Below are 25,517 nucleotides of genomic sequence, written 5' to 3'. Positions count from 1 at the left end.
GAAGCGAAGCCTCCGCTTCGTTCTTGCAAGGCGGATGCGTTCCCTTTCCACTCGGCGGCTCTACCTTGTGTCGGTCGATCCTCCGGTAACCGCTGCATTCCTGCCGGCAAGGCGTCCCAGCGTGACGGCGGTGCAAAGACCCGCCGCGGGAAGATATCCTGATGGTCCGTCGCCCGATATTCCGCGAGCAGCTCCGCCTCCCGCAAAGAAATTCGGCAGGGGAGTGCCGTCCGGCCGCAAGACTCGTGCGCTTTCGTCGACGAGCAAACCGCCCTGGGTATGGAACAGGGCGCCGGTCACTCGAACGGCACGGTAGGGCGGGCGCAGGGGAGTCACGCCGGCGAAGTCTCGACCGAAGGGGCATTTCTGTCCGGTGGCAATCGCGTTTTCGACAGAGGCGACGGTTTGCTTGAGGCGGTCCGCCGGCAGCCCGGTAACGGACGCAAGGCAGTCGAGATCATCTGCGTATTTGAACGCGCCAATCGCATCGAGCTCACGGTATTCGGGGAGATGCTTCGCCTGTTCGTGGCGCCGTTCGTCGAAGATCATCCATCCGACGCCGTCGCGTTGAGACAGCACGTTGATCGCCTGGCCGGAGATGTCGGCCAGTTCGTCCGAGAAGCGCTCTCCGTCAAGATTCACGACGAAGCCGCCATTCATGACCATGTCGTAATTGACGACAATCGACTGAGGCATTGCCAGTGAGCCGTATCCCTGAAAGGCATTCATGCTTCCGGTGCCGGCTCCGAGCTCCAGGCCCCAGCGAATCCCGCTCCCGTCATTGCCCTCGTGACCGAAATAGCGGTAGTGGGCGATTGCGCTGAAGTCCGGAATGTATTTCCGGACCATCTCGGTATTGGCTCCGAAGCCGCAGGTCGCCGCCACGAGAGCCCTGCAGCCGACGAATTCGCGGCCGCCGTCGGGGCGGAGAAACGAAACGCCGCGAATGGTGCCGTCTGGCCGTGCATAAATCTCGTCGACTAACGCGTCACACACGATATTTGCACCGGCGTTTTCGGTAGCCCGCACCAGTGCCCCAACCAGTTCCGTTCCGGTTTTGGAAGGTGTTCCGTGCATCCGTGACGCGCTGTGTCCGAAAAATCCGGACCAACTGGCTCTGAGCTCAAAGGGAATTCCATGGGCGGCGATCATCCAGTCGATCGTGGGTCCGGCCTCGTTCGCGACGACGCGCGCAACGAGAGGATCGGCCGTGCCTCTCGTCCTCGCCATGATGTCGTCGAAAAAGAGATCGGCATTGTCCTCGATGCCGGCGTCCGCCTGCAGCTTGGTCCCGGCCGCGCAGATCAGGCCTTGTGACATTGCGGTGCTTCCGGCGGGCGTAGCGTCACGCTCCAGAACGAAAACCTCTGCTCCCGCGTCCCGCGCGGCAAGGGCGGCGGTGAGTCCGCAAGCTCCCGCGCCGACTACGACTACATCGGTCTGAAACTCGAAATCGACATCCTCAAACTTCACCATGTGCGTTCGTGAGCCTCCTGAGCTGACGTAAGGCTAGCACACTTGAATACGTCTGCAAGAGGGGGTACTGAATCTATGTGGCTTGGTGCGTCTGAGGTGTCGGTGATGAATTCGTATTCTGTTGAGCTGGCCCGAATGACGGCGAAAAGGGTGGATGACGAGGCCCTGGCGAGAGCCAAGCTTCATCTCCTCGACTGGATTGGCTGCGCTTCGGCCGGAACGGCGGAATGCGGTGCCGTATCGTTTCGCTCCCTGAACGCGGCTGCCGGTTCCGGCTCCTGCTTCACGATGTATGGCAATCGGCGCGACGAGAACGCGGCGGCATTCGCAAACGGCGCCTTGGGCAACCTGCTCGAGATGGACGATACCGACCGGCAGGGACTGGTACATCCCGGAGATGTCGTGATCCCGCCCGTTCTTGCCTGCGCCGAAACCGAGGGAGTTGGGGGACGCGAAGTGCTCGCGGCCATCGTTCGCGGCTATGAGGTGATGATCCGGATCGCGCGGGCTGTCGGGCTCGCCCATTACGGTTACTGGCACAACACCGCGACCTGTGGGCCGTTCGGGGCCGCAGCGGGGGTGGCGACCATTCTGGACCTCGATCCGTTGAAGACGGCATACGCCCTCGGCCATGCGGGGAGCCTGGCGGGAGGGCTTTGGCAACTTCGCCACGAGGAGACGGTGACGAAGCAGTTGCACACTGCCCATGCGGCCCGACACGGGCTGACCGCGGCCCGGGTGGCGGCAGCGGGCGGCGAGGGACCATTGTCGATCCTGGAAGGAAGCCAGGGTTTTTTCGCCGCGATGTGCCCTGACGGTGATGTCCGGGCGGTATGTCAGGATGCCGAGGCGCCCTGGCGGATCTTCGAAACGACGTTCAAACCGTGGCCGTCCTGCCGGCATTGTCATGTTTCGATCGAGGCGGCGCTCGCCCTTGGAGAGCGTTTCGTTGCGGAACGCATAGCGCGCGTGTCGATCAGGACTTTCGGCGATGCGCTCAAGTTCTGCGACAGGGCTGAGCCGGAAAACGCGGGCCAGGCGCGGTTCAGCATACAGCATTCGGTCGCGGTGGCCCTGCTCAGGGGCGAACCCCGGCTTGCCGATTTCGAGCCGGATGCCATTTCCGATCCTGCGATCGCCGCGCTCAGGCGAAAGGTGGATCTGGATTTTTCCGGGGATTGCGACCAGCGCTATCCCGCCCACATGTCGGCAACGATAGAGATCGAGGCGCAGGACGGGCGCATTGAACGATGCGAGATTGTCGATGCGCTCGGTGACCCCGAAAGGCCGCTTGATGTCGAGGGTCTCGTGAACAAGGCCGGAACTCTTATGCGCAGGGGCCGGTTTTCCGCGAACGCGATAGACACGGTTGTCGATATCCTTGGCGACGACACGATCGACTTCGACCTGGAGCGGCTGACCGGTGCGTTGTGCGATGGCAGCGCGGCAAGCTGATCCCGGTGGGCAGATGCGCTTTCACCCGATGCCTCGTACTTCGAGGGACCGGTACTTGGATTGGTTCCGCGAGAGCCTGCTTCGCAGGGCCATTACCTTCGGCATCTGATCGGATTTCGGCGTGGGGCACTGGATGAATTCGGCATCACCCGCAGCCGAATTGGCGGCGCGAGCGAAAATCCCGACCGATGGTTGTGCCGTTCGGCTGGTCGCTATACCGCGTTGAAACCATGTGTCGCGATCAGGTTGATCATCGTTTCCTTGGCTGCGATGCGGTGCTGGCGGTGTATCTCGCGGGCTTCCTCGGCCTTGCCGTCGGCGATGGCGTCGACGAGTGCCCGGTGATCGGCATTGGACTTGTGCGGTGCGGGGCGGATGTAGAGCGTCAGAAGACGGGCGCGGTGTACCTGGTCCCAGTAGGTGGCCACGATATTTTCCAGCCTTCCGTTTCCGGCCAGCTGTATCAACCTCCGGTGAAACCGGTCGTCCGCAGCGGCCCAGCGCTGGCGGTCGTCCTGTCCGAGCGCTTCCTCCATCTCCTCGATGTAGCTGCGCAACTCCGCCAGCTCTTCGGGCTGCAGTCCTCTTTGGGCGACATTGTAGGCGGCCAGCGATTCCAGCTCGGTCAGGATGGAATATATTTCCTCCATGTCACTCGGCAGGATGGGCAGGATGCGCACGCCCCTGCGCGGACGGACCTCGACGAGCCCTTGTCCTTCCAGGATGATCGCTGCCTCGCGAACCGGTGTCCGCGACATGCCAAGCATTTCCGCAAGCTCGGCCTCGAGATGATTCGAGCCCGGAGGCAGCTTGTTGGAAATGACCATGTCGCGGAGCAGGGCGACTGCCCGCTGGGTCTGGGACTGCGGCTTGTCCCCGACGTTCGATCTGTCTTTGAGCCCTGTATTGACCATTCGCTATTCCCGAACCGCTGCAGTCGATATCACGCAACCGCTCTCTGCGGAACGGTATAATGCCTCCTCGATCTCCATGTTGCGAAGATAATCGCCCGCCGTGTTTTCGATCTGCCTGCCGCGAAGCAGGTGGTCCGTCACGTGGCGCTGCAGGTGGTAGACGCAATCCCCGCCGAAATTTCTGCGGTCGTAGTCGCATTCGATCTGTTGCCATTCGACCGCTCCCCTTTGTCGGAAGCGCAGGACGCCGAACCCGTCGAGCATGATCGCGCCTTCGCTTCCCTCGGCCAGGCATTCGCCCATGGTGAGGCGGGGATTGTCGGCCGCGTGATCCGCGAGCCTGTTGCCGTCGAACATGGCGCGCCGGCCGTCGTCATAGCGGTAGAGAAAATACCCTGCATCCTCGCCAGCGATGACCGGGTTCAGCTTGCGAATGTCCGCAAACACGTCCTTTGGTTCGCCCATGAGGTAGCGGAAGGTGTCGATCCAGTGAATGGCCGTCTCGTGGATCAGGAAACGTTCCATCTGCTGGAAATAGGGTTGCCGCGACAGGTAGGCGTCCGCGCCCTGGCCGTCGCCCGGTCGGAGCCGGAAGGTGATCTGGAAGGGCTCGCCGATGCGCCCGGCGTCCAGTTCCGCGCGCATGACGCGGTACCAGGGCTGGAAGCGGAAGTTCTCGTGCACGATCAGAAGCTTGCCGGCCTCCTCTGCAAGACGGGTCGCTTCCCTCGCGTCTTCGAGCGAGTTGCAGAATGGTTTCTGGCAGATGATGGCGCGGTTCGCGAGTGGAAGCGCCTGCCGGATCAGAGAAAGATGCGTGGCGGGCGGGGCGGCGATGTCGATGATGTCGAAGCGGGCGTCGAGAGAGGGGAGGCTGTCGACGGCATCCACGCCGTTCGCGCCTTTCGCTTCAAGAAGCGCGCGGGCCTTTTCCACGTCCAGGTCGGCGACGGCCTCGAGCCGTGCATCGGGATTGCGCAACCAGGCGTCGACGTGGAATCCGGCAAAATAGCCTGCGCCGATCACTGCGACGGAGAGTACCGTTTCGGATTTGGTCATGCCGTGGTTCCTGTACGGTTTCTGAATGCTTCCAGCACCGCCTCGGCAACATCATCGGTCGAGGCTGTGCCACCGAGATCCGGTGTCTTCGCGCTGCCGGCTGCCATTACATCCGCGACCGCACCGGAAAGCGAGTCCGATACGGTCTGCATTTCCGCGGTGCCGCTTTTCTGGCCCAGCCACTCGAGCATCATGGCGGCCGACAGGATCATGGCGAGCGGGTTTGCGATGTTGCGCCCGGCGATATCCGGTGCGCTGCCATGGCAGGGCTGGAATACGGCGTGATCGCTGCCGATATCCGCGGATGGCGCCAGTCCGAGACTGCCCATCAGTCCGGCCCCGAGGTCGGAAAGGATGTCGCCGAACATGTTTTCGGTCACCAGGACGTCGAATATCTGTGGGCGTTGAACCATCCAGAGCGCTGCGGCGTCAACATAGGCGGCATCTGCCTTGATATCGCGGTGCCGCGCGGCGACCTCGTCGAAAATGCTCCGAAAAAAGGCGAAGGCCTGGAACACGTTTGCCTTGTCGACGCAATGGACACGCCCGGGCCCCCTGCCGGTTTCCTTTCGCCGGCGCGCGAGGTTGAAGGCAAATTCGAACAGCTTCTCGGAAACCTCGCGGGTGATGACCAGCGTTTCCTCCGCAGAGATGTTGTCGTTGATCCGGCCTTTTCCGTGGGAGGCAAAAAGGCCTTCCGTCGATTCGCGGATTATGACGAAATCAATGCCGCGTTCTTCCGCCACTTTCAGCGGCGAGCCTTGTCCGGGCTGGATGATGACGGGACGCACGCCGGCGAACAGTCCGAGTTCCATCCTGAGCTCGATCTGCGGTGAGATCTCCGTTCCATCCGGATAGCGGATATCCGGCATCCCCATTGCCGACAGGAGGATGGCATCCGCCTCCTTGGCTGTTTTCATGGATTCCTCGGGCAGTGACACGCCATGTTTGGCATAGTGGGTGGCGCCGGCCGGGACTGTTTCGAAATCGAGCGAGAAAGCGCCGGTTGCCACGGATATTTCGCGCAGAAGCGCGACCGTCGGCTTCATGATCTCCGGGCCAATGCCGTCACCTTCGAATACGGCAATCGTGAAACGCGGTGGCTTGTTGTTTCCGGAAATGGCTCCCGGATTCTGTTTGCGAGCATCCATAGACAGGGGTCCTCCGATGTTGCCGCAGACTTAGCCGGAAACAATGTCGTTGACAACGCATAAATTAATGCATACGCAAATTATGGCCTTGTCGAGCGGCGAAGGCCGCGCATGAATGCAAACCATCATCGGGAGGAACCGACATGACGCTCAAATTCACCAAATGGGGAGCGGCTGCCGTACTGGCGGCATCCGTGGTCGCGGTGCCGGCTGCCGCGCAGGAATATCCGTATCGCGACATCACCACCGTTGTGGTCTGGGGTGCCGGTGGCGGCACCGATTCGATCAACCGCATGATCATGGCCGAGATGGAGAAGGAGCTTCCGGTCAGCATCACGGTGACCAATGTGACCGGGGGTGTGGCCGGATCGAACGGCATGATCCACGTGCTCAATCAGCCCGCTGACGGTTACACGCTGGCAGGCATTTCGGAATCGAACGTGACCGCTGCGGTGCAGGGCGGCTGGGACAAGAAATTCGATGTGTGGCATCCCTTCATCGTCGGCGGATCGCCCGACCTCATCTCGGTGTCGGCGAATGCGCCATTCGACACGTTCGAAGAGCTGATCGAGGCGGCGAAGAAGGATCCGGGTACAATTCCGGCGGCTGCTTCGGGTTCCGGATCTATCCATCACCTCAACCTTCTGGCTCTGGAGAACGGCACCGGCGCGAAGTTCAAGTTCGTGCCCTACGGAGGATCGGGGCCGGCCCAGGAAGCGGCGGTCGCCGGCGAGGTGCAGGTTATAGTCACTTCGCTTGCCGAGCAGCAGGGACTGATCAAGGGCGGTCAATTGAAACCGCTGGCCATGCTGGTCCCGGAGGCCGGAAACCTGGATGGAACCACGATCCCGTCCGCATTCGAGAACTATCCCGACCTTTCGAAATATCTGCCGCTGAAGCAGGCTATCGGCTTCGCGGTTCTGGCCGACGCGCCCGATGCGGCGAAAGCGGTGCTCGAGGAAGCCTTTGCGAAGGCCATGCAATCGGACAAGGTCAAGGAGTGGGCGTCATCGAACTACTATGATCTGTCCGGTCTGGCGGGCGAGGAGGCAAGCGCGCAGTTCTCCAAGCTCGAAAGCAACTTCGCATGGACGCTGAAGGAACTCGGGGCCGCGGCTGTTGATCCTGCGGAACTCGGCATTCCCAAGCCGTAACCGGTATTCCGGTAAATCTGCGCCGGGCATGATTCGTGCCCGGCGTGATTCGTGCCAGCGGAGGAAATCGGATGAACGAAAGAACGAGGCTGCGCCAGCAGGATTTCTGGACGGCGCTTACCCTTATTGCCGTCAGCGGCTTCTTCCTGTTCAAGACGAGCGAGATACCGTTCTTCCAGGCCAATGCGGCCGGCGTGGAATCGGGGCGCTGGTACAATTCGGCCGCCCTTGTGCCCTATGGCATATTTGCCGCGATCCTTCTGCTTGGCGTGATGCTGCTTGTTACGGCGATAAGGCAGGGTGGAACCCCCGACGCGGGGCAGTTCCGAAGCGTCGTTGCGTGGATGCGATCGGATTCGGTCCAGCGCATGGCGGCCGGGGCGCTCGTCATGCTTGCCTACATCTTTGCGCTCGTTCCCCGGGTCGATTTCATCCTTTCGAGTGCGCTCGTGTTGCTGGCGCTCATTTACGGTTTCCATGAAACACGACTGCGTGCGACCCGGATAGCCCTTCTAGTCGTGCTGGTTCCCTCGGTCTACGCGTTGGCCGCGCATTTGCCGCGGTCGGAATGGAATGCGCACCATGACGACGATTGGCTGACTTTGGCGGCGTTCGTCGCCCTGACGCTGGTGATGTACGTCGAGATCCGCCGTGCAGGTCGGCGCCCCGACGCCTATCTGAAGATTGCTCCCGTTATCGCGGTCGCGGTGCCGATCCTGCTGATCATCGCCATGGCCTTCGGCTTCCGCCAGAACGTGCCCAATCGCACGGGGCTCGTCTTCCAGAAGATCGAGTATCACTACTATGTCACGATCAAGCCGTGGCTCGCGGGCAAGGACGGCAGGTGATCCATGCTTGATTTCATTTTCGCACAATTCGCGGGCTTCGCCTCACAGTTTCTGGAGCTGGCAACCGACCCGGTGACCTACATCTATCTTGTCGGTTCGGTCGCGCTTGGCATCGTGTTCGGGGCCCTTCCCGGTCTGACCGCGACGCTCGCCGTGACGATCCTGACGGGCTTCTTCGGCAACAAGTTTCCCGTCGAGCAATCGCTGATCGCACTCATCGGCGCCTATGTCGGCGCGATCTATGGCGGTTCCTATCCTTCGATCCTGCTCAACATTCCCGGCACGGCCGCGTCCGCGGCCACGGCGGTCGACGGTTATCCGCTGGCGAAGCAGGGACGTGGCGGCGAAGCCCTTGGCATGACCACGACCGCTTCCTTCATCGGGACCCTGATCGGAACCTTTTGCCTGCTCGTCTTCGTATGGGTCCTGATGGCCATGTCGAAGCAGATAGCGTCGCCGGAAAAGGCTCTTCTGGCGCTGTTCGGAATCCTGGTTTCCGGCACGCTGATGAGTTCGGACCTGGTGATCAAGGGGTGGATCGCCGGCCTGATCGGCCTTGCCATGGCCATGGTCGGCCTCGATCCGATCCTTTCTGAACAGCGCTATACATTCGGATGGTCCTATCTGCTCAGCGGGTTCCAGGTGGTGCCGGTTTTGATGGGGGCATTCGCCATCCCGCAGATCCTGTTCGGGCTGCGCGAGGGGCCGCAGGCCGGCAGCCCGGTGCAGGTCGGGCGCATCCGGCCCAATCTCCGGAAGGTACGCCGCTACATGCCGACCATCGCGCGCTCGGGCGCAATCGGTGTCGGGATCGGCTCCCTGCCGGGCGTCGGCGAGGACGTTTCCGGATGGGTGTCCTACGGTGTCGGCAAGAGCTTCTCCAAGACACCGGAGGAGTTCGGCAAGGGTTCGCTGGAGGGGCTCATTTCGTCGGAGACGGCCAACAATGCCTGTATCGGCGGGGCACTGATCCCGCTTCTGGTCCTGGGCATACCGGGGTCTCCGCCCGCGGCCGCGTTGCTCGGTGCGCTCATGATCAACAACGTAACGCCGGGCCCCACCATCGATCCGGCGCTCATCATCCGCATCGTGGCCATACTCGTGCTGGCCTCCTTCACCATGTTCGTGCTCGGCCTCTTCATGGCGCGCGTCTTCATTTCCGTGCTGCGCCTTCCGCAGACCGTGTTCCTGCCGGTCGTTCTGGTCCTGACCACGATCGGCTCCTTCTCCGTCGGCGGGGGAACCAACGACCTCTTCCTCATGATCGTCGTCGGCATGGTGTCCTATGCGCTGATCCGCATGCAGTATCCCATCGCGCCGCTGGTCATAGGCGTCATACTGGGCGGACTTTTCGACGAGACCTTCCGCCGCTCGCTGCTCGTATCCGACGGCGACCTGACCACGTTCCTCACCCGGCCGGGTGCCGCGATCCTGGTCTTCCTGAATGTGGTGCTTGTGCTGGTGCAGCTCCCTGCCGCCAAGCGCCTCCTGCGCCGGGTGGTTCGCAGCAGCCGACCGAACATCGCAAATGCAAGAACTGATGAGAAGGGCGCCTGATGTACTGCGTAACAGTCAATTTCACGCTTCGCCCGGCCACGCGCGCGGCCTTCATGGAACGCATGCGCCAGCAGGCTGCGGAATCCCTTGAGAGGGAGCCCGGATGCAGGGTGTTCGACGTCTGGACGGACGAAGATCGCGAGGACCAAATCTTCCTTTACGAGGTGTATGACGATCGCGCGGCATTCGATGCCCACCTGAAAAGCGCGCATTTCCGGTCATTCGACGCCGAAGTGGCGGACATGGTGGCAGCGAAGGAGGTGCAGACCTGGAGCCGCAAGACATGATGACACTGAACAGGAGGCGGCTCGGTTCGAGCGAGTTCATGGTTTCGGAATTGTGTCTTGGCACCATGATGTTCGCCGACCAGACGGACGAGGCGACCGCGGCGGCGATGCTTGATCGGTTCCTCGCGGTCGGCGGGAATTTCGTCGATACCGCCGATTCCTACGCGGGAACCGGCTCCGAGAAGATGCTCGGTCGGCTGCTGTCGGCGAGAAATGCGGACATTGTCCTGGCGACGAAATGCGGCAACCCTCTGCCGGGTGTGGAGGGCAGCGGCGGTCTCGATCCGGAATGGATCGGGCGTGCGGCGCGGATGTCGCTGGAGCGTTTGGGGCGGGATAGCATCGAGCTGTTCTATCTTCACCATGACGACAACAAGACTTCGCTTGACGAGATCGTGCACGCGGTTGGGCGACTGATCGACGACGGCGTGATTGCCACTTGGGGCATTTCCAACTTTCGGCCCTGGAAGATCGTGGAGATGGTCGCGCTGGCCGACAGGGCCGGCATTGCCCGCCCCGTTGCCGCGCAGCCGTGCTATCACATGCTCAACCGGATCGCGGAGGCGGACTACATTCCCGCCTGCCGTCACCACGGCATCGGTGTCGTGCCCTATTCGCCACTGGCGCGAGGTGTCCTGACCGGCAAGTACAGGAACGGCCTGCCGCCCGGTTCGCGTGCCGCGCGCGGCGACAGGCGCATGATGGAAACCGAGTTTCGCGACGAGACGCTTGCCCTTGCGGCCCGGGCCGCGGAACACGCGGACGCGCGTGGACGGGAACCGGCGCATCTCGCGCTCCGGTGGGTTCTGGCCAATGATGCGGTCACCAGCGTGCTGATCGGACCCAAGAACCTTGAGCAGCTGGACGCCTATATCGCCGCGAGCCAGTGCCCTTATGATGAGGAGGATGAAACGGTCTTGAGCGGATTGTGCATGCCCGGAACCACGCCCGTGCCGAACTACATGGACCCGCGCCAGCCGCTGCACGGCCGGCGCGTCGATCTCGGAAGGGGCGGACGATGAGCGATACCTACGAGGTCTATGCACTCAAATATGCCGAGCGCAACGGCCGCACGCGCGCCGACTCGTTCCTTTTCGACGACGACCACGCCAGCCCGCATGCCATGGACTATTTCGTCTGGGTCATCCGCAACGACGATCGCACGATCGTCGTGGATACCGGCTATGACGAGGCGGAGGCGGCCCGCCGCGGCCGGCCCGTGTTGCGCGCGCCTGAACGATGCCTCCTCGATTTCGGCATTGATCCGGCAGAGGTGGAGACGGTTGTCGTCACCCATCTCCATTACGATCATGCCGGCACGCTGGGCTCCTTCCCAAGGGCACGGTTCCACATTCAGGCAGCCGAGATGGCCTTCGCGACCGGCCCCTGCATGTGCCACGAGGTCATGCGCGCGCCGTTCACGGTGGATCATGTCTGCGACATGGTTCGCCTCGTCTATTCGGGTCGCGTCACGTTTCACGAAGGCGCGGCGGAAGTGGCGCCGGGCGTGGAGGTGCACCCGGTGGGCGGACATTCCCGCGGCCTGCAATGCGTTCGCGTGAAGACCGGGCGCGGCTGGCTCGTCCTCGCGTCGGATGCTTCTCACTATTACGAAAACTACCTGCGGAAGAAGCTCTTTCCGATCGTGGAGAATCCGCAGGCGATGCTGGACGGTTTCGATCTTCTCCCGCGCCTGGCGAGCGACAGGTCGCTCGTCATCCCGGGCCATGATCCGCTGGTGCGGGAGGTCTTCCCCCTCGTTGCGCAGGACGGGAAGCTGACAGTCAGCAGGCTCGATGCGGAGCCGACATCCGATTTTCTCGTCAGGACCGGGCAGGGCACATGAAGCTGGGCTGCATAGGAGACGATTTCACAGGTTCCTCCGATCTCGCCAACACCCTGGCAAGGGGCGGTATGCGGGTGGTCCAGTATTGCGGCATTCCCGCCGGGCCTGCCGGTGACGACGTCGAGGCCGGTGTCGTCGCACTCAAGTCGCGCACCATTGCGCCCGAGGAGGCCGTGCGCCAGTCCCTTGCCGCGCTGGACTGGCTGCGAGCGCAGGGCTGCACGCAGTTCCTGTTCAAGTACTGCTCGACATTCGATTCCACGGACCGGGGCAATATCGGCCCCGTCGCCGAGGCGCTGAGCGATGCGCTCGGCGGCGGGCCGGTGGTTTTCTGCCCGGCCTTCCCGGCAACGGGACGCACGGTCTACCAGGGCCATCTCTTCGTCGGCGATCGCCTGCTCTCGGAGTCGGGCATGAAGAACCACCCGCTCACGCCGATGCGCGATGCGGACCTGCGCCGCGTGCTCGCGCGCCAGACAAGCCGCCACGTCGGCCATGTCGCCATGGCCGACGTGGCAGCCGGGGCGGACGCCATCGCGGAAGCGATATCCCGGGAGAACGACGAGGGACGTCCCTTCGTGATCGTCGACGCGATCTCGGAGCGCGACCTGGTCGAGATCGGGCGCGCGATCCCGGACATGAAGCTCGTCACCGGCGGGTCGGGCATCGCCATGGGGCTGCCCGCCAATTTCGGCTGCCGGGCCGGCGGTGCGGACCGCGCGTCCGGCTTTGCCCGCCCCGGAGCCAGGGCCATCGCGCTTGCCGGCTCGGTTTCGCGCGCGACGCGCGGCCAGGTGCGGGCGCATGTCGCCGCCGGCCAGCCGGCCTTCGAGGTCCGGGCCTCGGATGTCATGGAGGGGCGCCTCGACCCGGAGACGTTGAGCGACTGGCTTCTCGCCCAGCCCGGCGTGCCGCTGGCTTATTCCTCCGTCGAGCCGGAACGTGTCGCCGAGAACCAGGAGCGCTACGGGAAGGAAGCGGTGGCCGGCGCAATCGAGAACCTGTTCGCGGAGACGGCAAGCGTGGCGGTCGCCCGCGGCGCGGGTATCGTCATATGTGCCGGTGGCGAGACGTCGGGAGCCGTCGTTTCCGCGCTCGGCATCGAGGCGCTCGAGATCGGCCCCGAGATCGATCCGGGCGTTCCCGCCCTCAAGGTCGGGGGCAGGGAGCTGCGGCTGGCACTAAAGTCGGGGAATTTCGGCGCGCCGGACTTTTTCCTGAAGGCGGCACGCATCATGGGAGGCGGCGATGAGTGAAGATGCGCGGATGCGGGAGGAGATCGCGTCCCTCGCGAAATCCATCTTCGATCGCGGCCTGACCCACGGTTCGACGGGCAACATTTCGGCTCGCCTGTCCGACGGCTCGATCCTGGTGACCCCCACCGGCAGTTCGCTCGGCAGGCTCGATCCGGCGCGTATCGCGAAGCTGGACTCCTCGTTCCGCCATGTCGGCGGCGACCGGCCGACGAAGGAGGTTCCCCTCCACGCGGCATTCTACGAAACCGGGACGTCCGAAACCGGCGCGGTCGTCCACCTTCATTCCACCCATTCCGTCGCGCTGTCGGTGCTGCCGGACACGGACCCGGAAAACGTGCTGCCGCCGATCACCCCCTACTCGATCATGCAGCTCGGCAAGGTGAAACTGCTCCCCTATTTCATGCCCGGCGACCCCGCGATGGGGGACGCGGTCAGGGGACTGGCCGGCAAGCACTCCGCCGTCCTGCTGGCCAATCACGGCCCGGTCGTCGCGGGCAAGACGCTGGAAGCCGCGGTCAACGCGATGGAGGAGCTGGAGGCGACCGCCAGACTCGCCCTCCTGACGCGCGGACACAATCCGCGCCTGCTCGGGGAGGCGGAGATCCGGCAACTGGAAATCGCCTATCCGCGCTCGTAGGCGCATCGGCGCAGTTTCCCCTTCATCCGCCTTCGCCACGCCCCGGCACTTTCTCCCGCGATGCGAAGGAGCGTGACGCGCGCCATTGGTCCCGCGCCGGGCGTGCGGGGCATGGACGGACACGGATTTCGGCAGTGGCGCTCTCACGACGTGTTCCATGCGTCGAGCGCCAGCACGTGGCATTCCTTCAGCACCTCTTCGATTTCCGTTCGCGGCCGCCTTCGCCAGCCCGGCGGCAGGCCGGGCCGGAAGGGGCGGAAGCGCCATGGTGCGGGCCTGCGCACGGCGTCGGGCGACAGGCCGGCGATCTCGCCCGCGTCGGCGGCGCGGATGCGCTCGATGGCCCGCTCGAGGCGCGCCTTCCAGCGGGCAAGGCGGGCGGCCTGTCCGTCGAGATCGTCCAGTGCCAGTGCCAGCGCCCGGATGCGGCGCGAGATGCCACGGGCATCCACCAGCTCGTCGGGATCGGCGTCAGGACCGGGCCAGCCTTCTTCCGCGTCGTCATATTCGAGGAAGACATGGCCGAAAGGCCCGTCCAGCCCGGTGACATCGAAGAGGAATGGTGCGTAGCGCTTCCACGGGTCGAAGAGTTGGAAGGACGGACGGTCGCGGTAGAGGTCGAGCAGTTCCGCGTCGGTGGGTTCTGCGTCCGGCTCCCTGTCCGTCCCGTCTTCGGGCGCTGTTTCCGGCTGCGCGTTCGCGTCGGACTGACCCGCGTTGCGTTCCGGGCCGAGCGTCACGTCCCGTTCCAGCTTGCAGGCGGCCATGACGATCAGGCGGCGGGCGGCGAACTCGGCGGGGCGCAGGACCGACAGGATGCGGCTGCGCAGGGCGCGCGGCAGGAAGACCAGCGAGCGCCCGGTCCTGATCCCGGCCACCAGGAACAGCTGCGCGACGATCCGCAGAAGATCGTCCAGGTTCCTTTCCACCGCCCGTTTCCAGTCGAACTCCATGGTCCTCTCCGTGGTCGCGCGGACAAGGGTACGAGAAGGCCGGATGCGGTGGACAAGTTTTCGCGGAAATGCCGGGATTCCGGGCAAGAGGGGCGGGATTTGTCCAACGGGGCGCTGGCCGCCCCGCCCCGGTGCCGCGACGGTCGGCTATTCCTCCGGCTTGATCAGGATCTTTCCGGCGGCCTTGCCGGAAAGCATCAGTTCAAGCGCGTCGGCGGTTTGTGAAAGCGGGAACCGCGCGGCCACGAGCTGTTCGAAATCCTGCCGTCCGGAGGTGATGAGCTCCAGCGCCTGCCGGAACTCGACATTGAACTGGAACGACCCGGCCACCGTCAGTTCCTTCAGCATGATCCGGTGCAGATGCACGGGCGTGTCGGAGAGCTGGATGTTGGAGAGGATGGACACGCGGCCCTGCCGCCTGGCGGCGTCCAGCGCCTGGTTGAATGCGTGGGGCGAGCCGCTGGCCTCGATCACCGCGTCATAGGCGCCGGAGGGGGGCGCGTCCTTTCCGGCAACGAATCCGGCACCGGCGCCGATCTTCCGGGCAAGCTCGACGGCTTCCGGCCGGATGTCGGTCACGTCGACCTCCGCTCCCGCGGAACGCGCGGCGACCACCGCCAGAAGCCCCATCGGGCCGCAACCCGTGACGAGAACCCGGTCGCCCGCGCCGGCGCGGCTGACGGTCACGGAATGCATGGCGCAGGCAAGCGGCTCGGTGAAGGTCAGGTGATCCGGATCGGTGCCTTCCGGGACCGCGTGGCAGCAGAAGGCCGGGAAGTCGAACCGGGCCTGAAAGAAGCCGTCGATATGCGGCACCGTGGTGGCGGAGCCCGGAAACTTCTTGGCGGTGCAGTAGTTTTCCTGCCCGGCCCGGCAGTTCTCGCATTCGCCGCAGAAGATTATCGGGTTCAGGGCGACGAGTTGTCCCGGCGCGAAGTCGCTGCCATTGGGATCCGTCACATATGCGCATGCCTCGTGGCCCAGCGTGACGGGGCGCTGCAGCTCGAACCCGGCATTCGCGAAATGCCGGTAGTAGTGCAGGTCCGTTCCGCAGAGGCTGGCCGTGGCGAGCGCGAGGCGAACGTGACCTTCCGGCACGGCATCAGGCAGCGATCGTTCGGTCAGTTCGATGGTCCTCGCCGCGGCCAGGACGGTGGCTGAATGGGTCATGGAATGTCCTCAGAATCCGATGGAATAGCCGTCGTCGACGGGCAGGGCGACGCCGTTGATGTAGTCCGCCTCGTCCGAGACCAGGAAGTGGATGGCTTTCGCCACGTTCTCTGGCGTTCCGAAACGGTGCGACGGAATGCGCCCCTCGATCTTCCTGCGCCGCTCGGGGTCCTTCTCCAGCACGGCCCGGGTCATGTCGGTCTCGATGAAGCCCGGGCAGACCGCGTTGCAGCGGAAGCCCATGGGGGCGGCGTCGACGGCGACGCTGCGGGTCAGGCCGATGACGGCCGTCTTGGCCGTGACATATGCCGCCGCCGACTGCAGCGCCATGAGGCCGCCCATCGACGAGATGTTCACGATCGCGCCGCCGCTATCCTTCTGAAGGGCGATGTAGCGGCCGCATGCGGCGAACATCGCTTTCACGTTGATGTCGAGCACGGTTTCGAGCTCGTCGCCGGCAACGTCCCAGACGGGTTTCTTCAGGTGGACGCCGGCATTGTTGACCAGTCCGTCGATGTGGCCGGCCCTGGCGTGGATGGCGTCGAGCCAGCCGGTGTCCCGCCAGTTCGCGAGGTCGGCCTGGACAAAATCCAGCCGCTCCTGCGGCAGCCGGTCCAGTTCGCCGCGCGAGCGGGCCACGACATGCACATGCGCGCCCCTGTCGAGGAACAATGAAGTCTGGGCGAGGCCCAGCCCCTTGTTTCCGCCGGTAATTACGACGTGTTTCATTTCGAGTCCCTCGCGATGTGATGCCGATAGAGCTTGTTCAGGTCGGACAGGAATGCCGCCTCGTCCCGGTCCTTGCGGAAGAAATCCGGAAAGATCTCGCAGATGTCGTCCACGAAATGCAGGAACCAGTGGTCGCGCGGGCGAGTCCATGCCATGCGGATCGTTTCGAAGCCGCCGTCCAGGAAACCGGCGTAGCGCGGATCGGTGCGCATCCGCTTCCACGTGTCGAGATGCGCGGGTTGGCCCTCGTTCTCGAGGTAGACGCCGGACTGGACGGGTTCCGAGACCACCCATGCCGCGAAATCCTGGGCGACGTCGCCGTTTTCCCTCATCGACGAGACGCCGATGCCGGCGCCGCCGAGGATGGATCTGCGCCAGCCGGGCATCGCGAAGACCGGGAGGTCGACGTAGAGAAGCGGGTTCTTGCGAAATCCCGGGCGCGCATAGTTGATGTAGCCGAACAGGCAGGGCGATCCCGAGAACTCGTCGGTTTCGGAAAGTGCCTCGAGAACCCGGATCGGGTTCCATTCCACGGCCTCGCCCGGTCCCAGCCGGTACAGGCGTTTCAGGACGCGCAGGGCACGCTCGCCGCCCTCGCGGGAGCAGAACTCGCTCTCGCCGACCGGAAGGTGTTCCTCGCCCATGCTGGCAAGGAGGGTCAGCATGGTATCGAAGGCGTCGACCGGGAGGAGGGGTGTAAGGAGCCCGAAGCGTTCCGCGCCTTCGGCCATGATCTCGTCCCAGGTGCGCGGAAACTCCGATGCCAGGTCGGGGCGAACGACGGCCATCTGGCAGGCGGCGTCGATCGGCCATGCCCAGGTCTCGCCTTTCCATACATAGGATTCCACCGACCCGCCGAGGGACACGTCTCCCGCCATCGGCGGCAGGGAGCGCAAACATCCGCTTTCGGCGATCTGCCCCACATGCGGGTGGTCCAGGATTATCAGGTCATAGGCTTTCGCGAGGCCCTCGATCGGCACGTCGGCGAAAGCCTGCAGCGAGCGCTTTTCCCAGGTGATGGAGACGCCCGTCTTCTCGCGGTATGCCTCCGATGCGGCGACCAGGGAGTCGTAGGCGCGCGGGTGATCCCAGGTCATTCCGATCAGCTTCGTTCCGGCCGCCGGCCGAGTCTCGCCTTTCCCGTGTTCTTCCATGCCGCACCTTTCATATATGAATCACACATCCGGAATTCGGAATGTCATGCGTGAAGACAATGCGAATACGTCACCGCTTGACAAATATGACGCACAATCCCTATGGGATGACTCATATATGAAATGTTCTCTCACTGGTCAACGATAAGGGAAATGTGGTCTTGAGTGGTTCGGTCGAGGAATTGCCGCTTGCCGGAATCCGGGTTCTCGATTTCTCGCAGTTTCTTGCCGGCCCGGTCTGCGCCTTGCGCCTGGGGGACATGGGCGCCGAGGTCATCAAGGTCGAGCGCCCGGGCGTCGGGGATGCCTGCCGCGGCCTGGTGGTGGCGGACCAGAAGGTGGACGGCGACAGCCTGCTCTTCCACACGATCAACCGCGGGAAGCAGAGCGTGGTCGCGGACCTGAAGGACGACGACGACCTGGCGGCGGTGAAGCGGCTGGTCGCGACGGCCGATGTCATGATCCACAATTTCCGTCCGGGCGTCATGGAGCGCATCGGGCTCGGCCACGAGGATGTCCGCGAGCTCAACCCGCGGCTGGTTTACGGGCAGGTCTCCGGCTACGGGAAATCCGGTCCCTGGAGCGGGAAGCCCGGCCAGGACCTGCTGGCGCAGTCCCGCTCCGGAATGGTGTGGCTGACGGGCAGCGCCGCCGATGCGCCCGTTCCGATGGGGATCTCGATCACCGACATCGCGGCGGGCATGCACCTGGCGCAGGGCATTCTCGCGGCGCTCTTCCGCCGGTTCCGGACCGGAAGGGGAGGGCTGGTCGAGGTGAGTCTGCTGGCTTCCGCGATGGACCTGCAGTTCGAGCAGTTCACGAGCTATCTCAATGACGGCCATGTCCAGCCGGTGCGCAGCGCGGTGAGCGGCGCGAATGTCTACGCGGCTGCGCCCTACGGCATCTATGAGACCCTGGACGGATTCATTGCGATCGCCATGACGCCCGTTGCCCGGCTCGCGGAACTCCTGTCGCTCGATCGGTTGTTACCTCTTGCCGACCCGGCGGTGGCCTATTCCCGGCGCGACGAGATCAAGGCGATCCTGCGCGATCACCTGAAGACGGGGACGACCGAGACCTGGATGAACCTGCTGGAGCCGGCGGGGATCTGGTGTGCCGAGGTCCTGGACTGGCCGTCCCTGGAGCGTTCCGGCGCACTGGATGCGCTGGACATCCTCCAGCGCATCGAAACCGCCTCGGGGCGCGAGATCGAGACGACCGCCTGTCCCATCCGCTTCGACGGGCGCGTTCCCAGGAATGCGGCCGCGGCGCCCGTGCTCGGGGCCGATACCGACAGAAACCTTTCCGCGCTGCGCGCGCACGAAGAGATCGAGTGTGCCTGATGATCCACGAACAGTTCTTTGAGGATTACGAAATCGGGGCCAGCCGCCGGTCGTTCGGCAGAACGATCACGGAGGCCGACATTGTCATGCACGCCGGGCAGACCGGCGACTTCTTTCCCCATCACATGGACAAGGAGTGGTGCGCGACTCAGGATTTCGGACAGCGCATCGCGCACGGGACGCTCGTCTTCTCGGTCGGCATCGGGATGACCGCGTCCACGATCAACCCGCGGTCGATGTCCTACGGCTACGACCGCCTGCGCTTCGTTCGGCCGGTGTTCATCGGCGACACCATCACGGTGAAGACGACCATCACCGAGAAGCGGGACCATCCGAAGAGAAAGACGCACGGCTATGTCCACGAGGCCGTGGAGATGACGAAGCAGGACGGCACGGTCGTTCTGGTGTGCGACCACCTTTACCTCGTGGAACGGCGGGAACCCTTGCCCTGATCCGGCAGGCGTCGCCTTCGGCATCGAAGTGAAATCGGGAGGAGTTGAGAATGATGATCCGTTTTGAAAACCGCACCGTCCCTTTCCGGGAACGGCGCTGAACATCCGGTTCGCTGCCTGTCCGGGCTTTCGGCCCGGTTGCGCGTCCGGTGAGGTGGCGTGTTTATCTGACGCCGTTCACATCTCACCAGACAGCAGGAATTCGCAGCATGACTGACGATAATCGGAAAGCGGGGAAACCCGCCGGCAAATACTCGGTTCCGGGGCTGGACAAGGGGCTCGACGTGCTCGAGCTCCTGTCCGATCGCGCGATCTCCATGTCGCAGGCCGACATCGCGAGGGCGCTCGGCAGGACCACCGGCGAGATTTTCCGCACCCTGAGCGCGCTCGAGGCGCGTCGCTACATCCGGCGCACCGAGGCGGGGCACTACAGGCTGACGCTGAAGCTCTTCGAGCTCAGCCGCACCCACTCGCCCTACGAGGAACTGCTGCGCGTCGCCCTTCCGGTCATGCGCCGCCTGTCCGAGCGGATCGGGGAGACGTGCCACCTCACGACATTGCGGGACGGCGAGATCGTCGTGCTGGCGCAGCAGGAGAGCCCGCGGCCGTTCCGCCTCTCCATCGAGGTCGGTTCCCGGCATTCGCCGCTGACCACCACCTCCGGGCGCATCCTGCTGGCGGCGATGGAGGAAGAGGACCGCCTGGCCTTCCTGTCGGATTACACGAGTTTCCACGATCTGCCCGAGGATGTCCGCGAGGCCTTTCTCATCCGCGTGCGCAATGTCGCCGAGCGCGGCTACGAGATCGCCGACGGCGAGCGCTTCGTCGGCGGCCTGGATGTCGGCGTGCTGGTCGGAACGAGGCGGTCGAGCGTCCGCGCCGCGCTCGTCGTGGCGACGCTGCGCAGCGCCAGCGGCCCGGACACGGAGCAGATACTGAAGGCACTGCAGGAGGCAGGGGCCGAAATCACGGAGCGCGTCGGGCTGGGAGAGCACGCACCCCCCGGCGGCGATTGATTCAACAGGTTCTCCGGGTCGCATCGAACAGTTGCAGAGGTTGCCCGGCGTTCGAATAGGGAAAACAAAGGAGGAACCCCCTATGAAGACTATCACGCGACACCTGGGCACCTGGGCCCTTTGCGCGACGGCTATGACGGCATTCGCAACCGGCGCCGACGCGAAGACGGTTCTGCGCTTCGCGCACATGAACTCGCCCACGCACGTCGTGCAACTGGCCGGCGAACGCCTCAAGGCGGCCGTCGAGGAGCGTACGAAGGGCGAGGTCGAGATCGCGCTGTTCCCTAGCGGCCAGCTCGGTTCCAACTCGCAGGTTGCCGAGCAGATCTCGCTCGGCGGCGAGATCATCGGCCACATGGGCACGCCCAACCTCGCCGACTACAACCCGGACTACCAGGTCACGACCTATCCGTTCATGTTCCAGGACTTCGACGAGCTCATGGAGTTCATGAAGACCCCGCTGGTTCGTGACATGGAGAAGGTCGTCGAGGAAAAGAACCTGAAGGTGATGTGCTACTTCGCTTTCGGCGTGCGCGATCTCTACACGCGCGAGACCGAGGTGCATTCGCCGGAGGACATGCAGGGCCTCAAGATCCGCGAGCAACCCCTGCCGCTCTACATCGAGCTGGCCAAGCAGGCCTTCACCGCGGTTCCGACGCCGCTGCCGTGGCCGGAGGTCTACAACGCGCTTGCCGTCGGTGTCGTCGACGCGGCCGAGGCACCGCCGTCCGCGATGCTCGACCAGAAGCACAACGAGCACGTGAAGTACTACATGACCACGAACCACATTCACGATGTCTCGACCTTCACGACCAGCGCTGCGGCCATGAATGCGCTCAGCGACGAGAACCGCGCGATCGTGACCGAGGAGACCCGGAAGGCCTGCGACTGGATCACCGACCAGGTCAAGGCGAGCTACGAGAGCGATGTCGCGAAGGTCGAGGCCTCGGGCGTCAAGATCGTGCGCGATATCGACCGTGCGGCCTTCGCGGCCGGCGCCGCCGGGATCTACAAGGCGTTCCCCGACTGGACCCCCGGACTCTATGACCGGGCGCGTGAAGAGGTCGAGAAGATCCGCGCCAGGTAACGGCGGTTTTCCGCAGATGCCGTCGCCCCGCCCGGTGCGGGGCGGCGGTGCGTGGTGTCTCCATCGTCAGGAAAAAGCATGCTGACCATTCTGTGCAAAATCTCCCGGGGCATCGAGAAGGGATTGGAATTCCTTCTGATCGCGGCGCTTACGTTGATGACCGCGATCGTGCTGGCCGGCGTGTTCTTCCGCTACGTGCTGGAACGCCCGCTCGTGTTCTCCTTCGAGGCTTCGACCATCCTCTTCGCCTGGATCGTGTTCCTGGGCAGCTTCCTGGCCTACAAGGACCGGTTCCACCTGGGCGTGAGGATCATCGACGGATATCTCTCCGTGCGCGGCCGGCGAATCCTGGCGGCTGTTCGCAACCTCGTCATCCTGCTGGTCTCGCTCTATCTGGCGGACAAGTCCTGGGACCTGGCGATGCGGGCCGGGCAGCGCGTTCCGTCGCTGCAGGTTTCCGTCCGGATATTCTACATCGCGATGCCGATCGGTTTCGCGCTGATGGCGGTCCTTTCCGCCGTGCGCAGTGTCACCGCGCTCCGGGGATCGGACGATCCGCCGGACGACGATGAAACGAATTCCGGCGACGGGGAGGCACCGGCATGCTCCTGACAACCATCATCCTTTTCTTCGTGATGCTTCTGCTCGGCGTGCCGGTCGCGTTCGTGATCCTGTCGCTGGGCATTTTCTATGTCGTGAACGAACCTGCGATCATGGATGTCGCCTTCGCCCAGCGCATCATCCTGGGCACGCAGTCCTTTCCGCTGCTGGCCGTGCCGCTGTTCATCCTGGTCGGCGAGCTGATGAACCTTTCCGGCATCTCGTCGCGGGTGATGACCTTCGCGGTTGTCCTGACGCGACGCATGTGGGGCGGTCTTGCGCAGACGAATGTCGTGCTCAGCGCATTGCTTGCAGGCATGTCCGGTTCGTCCAATGGCGACGCGGCCATGCAGGCCAAGACGCTGGTGCCGGAGATGACGAAGCGCGGCTACTCCCCGGCCTTTTCAAGCGTGGTGACGGCGTCGTCGGCGCTGATTGCGCCGATGATCCCGCCGGGGATCGGCCTGATCCTGTTCGGTTTTGTCACCGACCTGTCGATCGGCAGGATGTTCATGGCGGGTATCGTGCCCGGACTGCTGCTCACCCTGGCCCTCATGGCGACCACCTACGTGCAGGTGCGCAAGCACGGTTACGAGCCGCCCGCCACGGAACCGTCCGAGGAAACGCTCCTCGTTTCGTTCCTGAAGGCATTGCCGGCCATCATGCTGCCGGTGATCATTATCGGCGGCATTCGTGGCGGCGTCTTCACGCCGACCGAGGCGGCGGCGGTTGCCGTCTTCTACGCGCTGGTCTTCTGCGTGGTCTACCGCGAAACCACCATGGCCGCCCTCTACCGTTCGATGCGGTCCGTCGTGTCCACGACCGCCGCGATCATGCTCGTGCTCATAGCCTCCTCCGCGTTCAGCTGGATCATGACCTTCGAACAGGTGCCTCAGCAGATCGGCGAAGCGCTGATCGCCGTGACCCAGAACCCGACAATGATGCTCATGCTGATCTTCCTGGTGCTGCTGGTCATCGGCATGTTCGTGGAGGGGACCGCGCTCATACTGGTGCTGGCGCCGCTGTTTCTTCCGGTGGTGCAGAGGCTCGGCATCGATCCGTTCCACTACGGGATCGTGTTCATCTTCACCATCAATTTCGGCGGCATCACTCCGCCCGTAGGCACCGTGATGTTTACCACCTGCTCCGTCACCAAGGTGCCCATCGAGGACTTTGCCCGCACGGGGATCCCCTATTTCCTCACGTTCCTTGCGGTCGGAATGATATTGATCCTGTTTCCGCAGATATCGACATTCCTGCCCAACCTGTGACGCGAGTCCCCGCGGCGTGGTGCGCCACCCCGCGGGAACGCCGAGTGCCTGATGGTCCTGGTGGCGTGGTCTCCGGCGGCAGGTGCCTCCCGGTCAGGGGCTGTCGGCCGATCCGGCGGCCGAAGCCCTGGAGCCGAGAAGCTCGGAGATCGTCCGGCCCGCCTCGATCAGCCTGGCGCGGGTATCCCCGATCGGCAGGAAATGGTCGGTACGGAGACGGTTGATGAAGGGGATCGTCAGCGCGGCAACGATCGTGCCGGAATAGTCGCGGACAGGGACGGACATGTTGTGCACGCCCTCGATGACTTCGGATACGGACTCGCACCAGCCGAGCTTCTCGAAGTTCTCCACGTTTCGCCGGAAGGTATCGACCAGTTCCGGCTCCTTCTGCCGAGTGCGGTCGAGCAGCTTTTCCCGCTCCTTCGGGGGAAGGGAAGAGAACAGGACCGCGCCCGATGCCGTTATGGTGATCGGCACGCGCGCGCCGAGGCGGACGCTGGTGACATTGTTTCCCGGCGCGTCGACCTGCGCGATGATAAGGATGTCGTCGCCGTGCAGGATCGCCAGGTGAACCGACTGGTTCACGTCCAGCGCCAGCTTTCTCATCGTGTCGATGGCGATCGATGAAAGCCGTCGCACCGGCGGATGGCGGTGGGCGATCTCGAACAGCTTGGTGGTCAGCGAGTAGCGTTCCGTCGCCGGATCGAAGGACACGTATTCACGCTCGTTCAGTACCGCGAGCATGCGGAAGATCTCGCTTATCGACCGGTCGAGCGACTTGGCGATGTCACTCTTGCGCATTCCCTCGGCCCGGGATGCGAGCAACTCGAGAATGTCCAGCCCCTTAGACAGTGCGGGCGCCGTGTACTTGTTGGCGCCCTCGTCAGATTCCTTGCGTGAAACAGTCATTCTTCATCCGACTTCGTCTTCATTGACGCACTGCCGCCAGAAACGGGCCGCGATCCGGCAATCTACCGTGCCGGTGCGTAACACGTCCACTACGACCCTTGCTGCAGGAACCCGACGCAGGTCGGCGTGCCGATGCCGATCGTGGCCACCGTTCCGCCCAGCGCCGCGTCCTCGCCGATTGCGAGGACAACGACCTCGTCGCTGTCCTGGTTGGCGATCGCGAGATAGCGGCCCGTGCTGTCGCAGGCGAAGTGGCGCGGCGTGGTGCCGCCGCACGGCGTGCATTCCTCGAGGCGCGGCACGCCGTCCTTTCCGATGGCGATACGCGCGATGCTGTCGTGGCCGCGATTGGCGACGTAGAGATGCTCGCCCGTGGGCGCGAGGGCGATCTCGGACGGATGGTTCGTCCCGGACGCGCCCGGCGGAAGCGTGCCGCAGCGGCCGACGATCTCCGGTTCCGCGCCCGGTCCGACGCGCAGCGTGGTGACGGATGAATCGATTTCCCCGCAAACATGCAACAGCGTGCCGCCGTGGGAGAACGCCATGTGGCGCGGGCCGGTGCCCGGCGTTAGCGCGACGGTGCGGGCCGGCCCCAGGGCGCCGGTATCGGCGTTGAACGGGTAGACGAACAGGGCATCCGCGCCGAGATCGGTCACGATCAGGTGGCGGTTGTCCGCGGTGGCGAGAACGGCATGGGGGTGCGAGCGCTGCTGGCGGGGCAGTTGCGGACCGCTGCCTGACTGGGCCGCGGTCGCGACGATGTCGCCGATATCCCCGTCCGGCTTCAGCGCCAGCACGGCGACGGCCTCTTCCCGGCCGCCGAAATCCTCGTCATTGGCGTGATTGGCGACAAGGAGGAAGCGGCCGGAGCGGTCGAGGCTCAGATGGGCGGTGATCGAGCCGGCGGACGATTGCGAGGAAAGGGGCGTGATCGCGCCACGGTCCGGGGCAATCGCGAATGCCGTGACGGCGCCTTCCGGCCAACGCGGCATTTCCGTGGTCGCGTAGATGTGCGTCAGGTCGGGCGAGGCGATTGCGAAGGTCGGGTTCTCGATGCCCCCGAAATTCGCCAGCACCCTGTGCTGCCCGGTGTCCGTATCCAGGCGGACCAATCGTATCCCGGGCGAGTTGGACGTGGCGAAATAGCCGGTCGGACGATTGCATCCCGAAATGAATAGATCGATTTCTGTCAT

Annotated in this window: 25 protein-coding genes; 15 read left to right on the top strand and 10 right to left on the bottom strand. The window is 64.2% G+C overall.

All coding sequences use genetic code 11. The annotated features are described in order from the left end of the window. Positions 1-60: 60 nt before the first annotated feature. The gene (locus tag HTY61_RS11925) at positions 61-1,476 is read right to left on the bottom strand and encodes an FAD-dependent oxidoreductase (protein WP_175277003.1); all 1,416 of its coding nucleotides are present in this window, start codon (positions 1,474-1,476) and stop codon (positions 61-63) included. 135 nt (positions 1,477-1,611) lie between these two features. Between HTY61_RS11925 and HTY61_RS11920 the strand changes: the two genes are divergently transcribed. After that, positions 1,612-2,931 (top strand): MmgE/PrpD family protein, encoded by a 1,320-nt coding sequence (locus tag HTY61_RS11920; RefSeq protein ID WP_210268614.1) that lies wholly within the window; start codon positions 1,612-1,614, stop codon positions 2,929-2,931. A 212-nt stretch (positions 2,932-3,143) separates the two neighbouring features. On the opposite strand, the gene HTY61_RS11915 is transcribed toward HTY61_RS11920, so the two are convergent. Genes HTY61_RS11915 through HTY61_RS11905 form a run of 3 tightly spaced genes read right to left on the bottom strand, consistent with a single transcriptional unit; the run spans position 3,144 to position 6,055 of the window. Continuing rightward, entirely contained in the window at positions 3,144-3,845 is a 702-nt protein-coding gene (locus HTY61_RS11915; RefSeq protein WP_175277001.1) for a GntR family transcriptional regulator, read from the bottom strand. A 3-nt stretch (positions 3,846-3,848) separates the two neighbouring features. Beyond that, the gene (locus tag HTY61_RS11910) at positions 3,849-4,904 is read right to left on the bottom strand and encodes a Gfo/Idh/MocA family protein (protein ID WP_175277000.1); all 1,056 of its coding nucleotides are present in this window, start codon (positions 4,902-4,904) and stop codon (positions 3,849-3,851) included. Next, entirely contained in the window at positions 4,901-6,055 is a 1,155-nt protein-coding gene (locus tag HTY61_RS11905; RefSeq protein ID WP_175276999.1) for an isocitrate/isopropylmalate dehydrogenase family protein, read from the bottom strand. Before HTY61_RS11905 ends, HTY61_RS11910 begins: the two co-directional genes overlap by 4 nt. 143 nt (positions 6,056-6,198) lie before the next feature. On the opposite strand from HTY61_RS11905, the gene HTY61_RS11900 reads away from it, so the two are divergent. The 8 genes from HTY61_RS11900 to otnC all read left to right on the top strand — a co-directional run bounded on the left by HTY61_RS11900 (position 6,199) and on the right by otnC (position 13,640). Then, entirely contained in the window at positions 6,199-7,209 is a 1,011-nt protein-coding gene (locus HTY61_RS11900) for a tripartite tricarboxylate transporter substrate binding protein (protein ID WP_175276998.1), read from the top strand. A 71-nt stretch (positions 7,210-7,280) separates the two neighbouring features. Next, a complete protein-coding gene (locus tag HTY61_RS11895) occupies positions 7,281-8,057 on the top strand; it encodes a hypothetical protein (protein WP_175276997.1) in 777 nt (258 codons plus the stop codon). A 3-nt stretch (positions 8,058-8,060) separates the two neighbouring features. Further along, positions 8,061-9,614, top strand: a complete 1,554-nt coding sequence (locus HTY61_RS11890) for a tripartite tricarboxylate transporter permease (protein WP_175276996.1) — start codon at positions 8,061-8,063, stop codon at positions 9,612-9,614. Continuing rightward, complete coding sequence (locus HTY61_RS11885) at positions 9,614-9,901, top strand: putative quinol monooxygenase (RefSeq protein WP_175276995.1); 288 nt, start codon at positions 9,614-9,616, stop codon at positions 9,899-9,901. Before HTY61_RS11890 ends, HTY61_RS11885 begins: the two co-directional genes overlap by 1 nt. Then, the gene (locus tag HTY61_RS11880; RefSeq protein ID WP_175276994.1) at positions 9,898-10,923 is read left to right on the top strand and encodes an aldo/keto reductase; all 1,026 of its coding nucleotides are present in this window, start codon (positions 9,898-9,900) and stop codon (positions 10,921-10,923) included. Before HTY61_RS11885 ends, HTY61_RS11880 begins: the two co-directional genes overlap by 4 nt. Further along, positions 10,920-11,747 (top strand): N-acyl homoserine lactonase family protein, encoded by an 828-nt coding sequence (locus HTY61_RS11875; RefSeq protein ID WP_175276993.1) that lies wholly within the window; start codon positions 10,920-10,922, stop codon positions 11,745-11,747. Before HTY61_RS11880 ends, HTY61_RS11875 begins: the two co-directional genes overlap by 4 nt. Next, positions 11,744-13,003: a 3-oxo-tetronate kinase gene (gene otnK, locus HTY61_RS11870; RefSeq protein ID WP_175276992.1), complete on the top strand. Its 1,260-nt coding sequence runs from the start codon at positions 11,744-11,746 to the stop codon at positions 13,001-13,003. The genes HTY61_RS11875 and otnK overlap by 4 nt, the downstream gene beginning before the upstream one ends. Continuing rightward, complete coding sequence (gene otnC, locus HTY61_RS11865; RefSeq protein WP_175276991.1) at positions 12,996-13,640, top strand: 3-oxo-tetronate 4-phosphate decarboxylase; 645 nt, start codon at positions 12,996-12,998, stop codon at positions 13,638-13,640. Before otnK ends, otnC begins: the two co-directional genes overlap by 8 nt. Before the next feature lie 143 nt (positions 13,641-13,783). On the opposite strand, the gene HTY61_RS11860 is transcribed toward otnC, so the two are convergent. The 4 genes from HTY61_RS11860 to HTY61_RS11845 form a co-directional block, all read right to left on the bottom strand. Next, complete coding sequence (locus HTY61_RS11860) at positions 13,784-14,593, bottom strand: hypothetical protein (protein WP_175276990.1); 810 nt, start codon at positions 14,591-14,593, stop codon at positions 13,784-13,786. Positions 14,594-14,740: 147 nt separating this feature from the next. Then, positions 14,741-15,763, bottom strand: a complete 1,023-nt coding sequence (locus HTY61_RS11855; RefSeq protein ID WP_175276989.1) for a zinc-dependent alcohol dehydrogenase — start codon at positions 15,761-15,763, stop codon at positions 14,741-14,743. A gap of 9 nt (positions 15,764-15,772) precedes the next feature. Further along, complete coding sequence (locus HTY61_RS11850) at positions 15,773-16,492, bottom strand: SDR family NAD(P)-dependent oxidoreductase (RefSeq protein WP_175276988.1); 720 nt, start codon at positions 16,490-16,492, stop codon at positions 15,773-15,775. Continuing rightward, entirely contained in the window at positions 16,489-17,646 is a 1,158-nt protein-coding gene (locus HTY61_RS11845; RefSeq protein WP_175276987.1) for an extracellular solute-binding protein, read from the bottom strand. The genes HTY61_RS11850 and HTY61_RS11845 overlap by 4 nt, the downstream gene beginning before the upstream one ends. Positions 17,647-17,807: 161 nt before the next feature. Between HTY61_RS11845 and HTY61_RS11840 the strand changes: the two genes are divergently transcribed. The 6 genes from HTY61_RS11840 (at position 17,808) to HTY61_RS11815 (ending at position 23,415) form a co-directional block, all read left to right on the top strand. Then, positions 17,808-18,989 (top strand): CaiB/BaiF CoA transferase family protein, encoded by a 1,182-nt coding sequence (locus HTY61_RS11840; RefSeq protein ID WP_175276986.1) that lies wholly within the window; start codon positions 17,808-17,810, stop codon positions 18,987-18,989. Between the two features lie 2 nt (positions 18,990-18,991). Continuing rightward, positions 18,992-19,441, top strand: a complete 450-nt coding sequence (locus tag HTY61_RS11835; protein WP_197945424.1) for a MaoC family dehydratase — start codon at positions 18,992-18,994, stop codon at positions 19,439-19,441. 209 nt (positions 19,442-19,650) lie between these two features. Further along, entirely contained in the window at positions 19,651-20,457 is an 807-nt protein-coding gene (locus tag HTY61_RS11830) for an IclR family transcriptional regulator (protein ID WP_175276984.1), read from the top strand. A gap of 82 nt (positions 20,458-20,539) precedes the next feature. Further along, positions 20,540-21,544, top strand: coding sequence for a TRAP transporter substrate-binding protein (locus HTY61_RS11825; RefSeq protein ID WP_175276983.1), 1,005 nt, complete (start codon positions 20,540-20,542; stop codon positions 21,542-21,544). Between the two features lie 78 nt (positions 21,545-21,622). Then, positions 21,623-22,156, top strand: a complete 534-nt coding sequence (locus HTY61_RS11820) for a TRAP transporter small permease (protein ID WP_175276982.1) — start codon at positions 21,623-21,625, stop codon at positions 22,154-22,156. Continuing rightward, positions 22,147-23,415: a TRAP transporter large permease gene (locus tag HTY61_RS11815; protein WP_175276981.1), complete on the top strand. Its 1,269-nt coding sequence runs from the start codon at positions 22,147-22,149 to the stop codon at positions 23,413-23,415. Before HTY61_RS11820 ends, HTY61_RS11815 begins: the two co-directional genes overlap by 10 nt. Positions 23,416-23,508: 93 nt before the next feature. On the opposite strand, the gene HTY61_RS11810 is transcribed toward HTY61_RS11815, so the two are convergent. Together HTY61_RS11810 and HTY61_RS11805 are read right to left on the bottom strand one after the other, a co-directional pair. Beyond that, on the bottom strand, positions 23,509-24,324 hold the full coding sequence (locus tag HTY61_RS11810) for an IclR family transcriptional regulator (RefSeq protein WP_175276980.1): 816 nt from the start codon (positions 24,322-24,324) through the stop codon (positions 23,509-23,511). Between the two features lie 89 nt (positions 24,325-24,413). Continuing rightward, positions 24,414-25,517, bottom strand: a complete 1,104-nt coding sequence (locus HTY61_RS11805) for a lactonase family protein (protein ID WP_175276979.1) — start codon at positions 25,515-25,517, stop codon at positions 24,414-24,416.

Origin of the sequence: Oricola thermophila (genome assembly GCF_013358405.1) — a bacterium.
Classification (GTDB): domain Bacteria; phylum Pseudomonadota; class Alphaproteobacteria; order Rhizobiales; family Rhizobiaceae; genus Oricola; species Oricola thermophila.
Note: the sequence above shows the minus strand (reverse complement) of the source record. Positions and strands in the feature narration are given on the sequence as shown.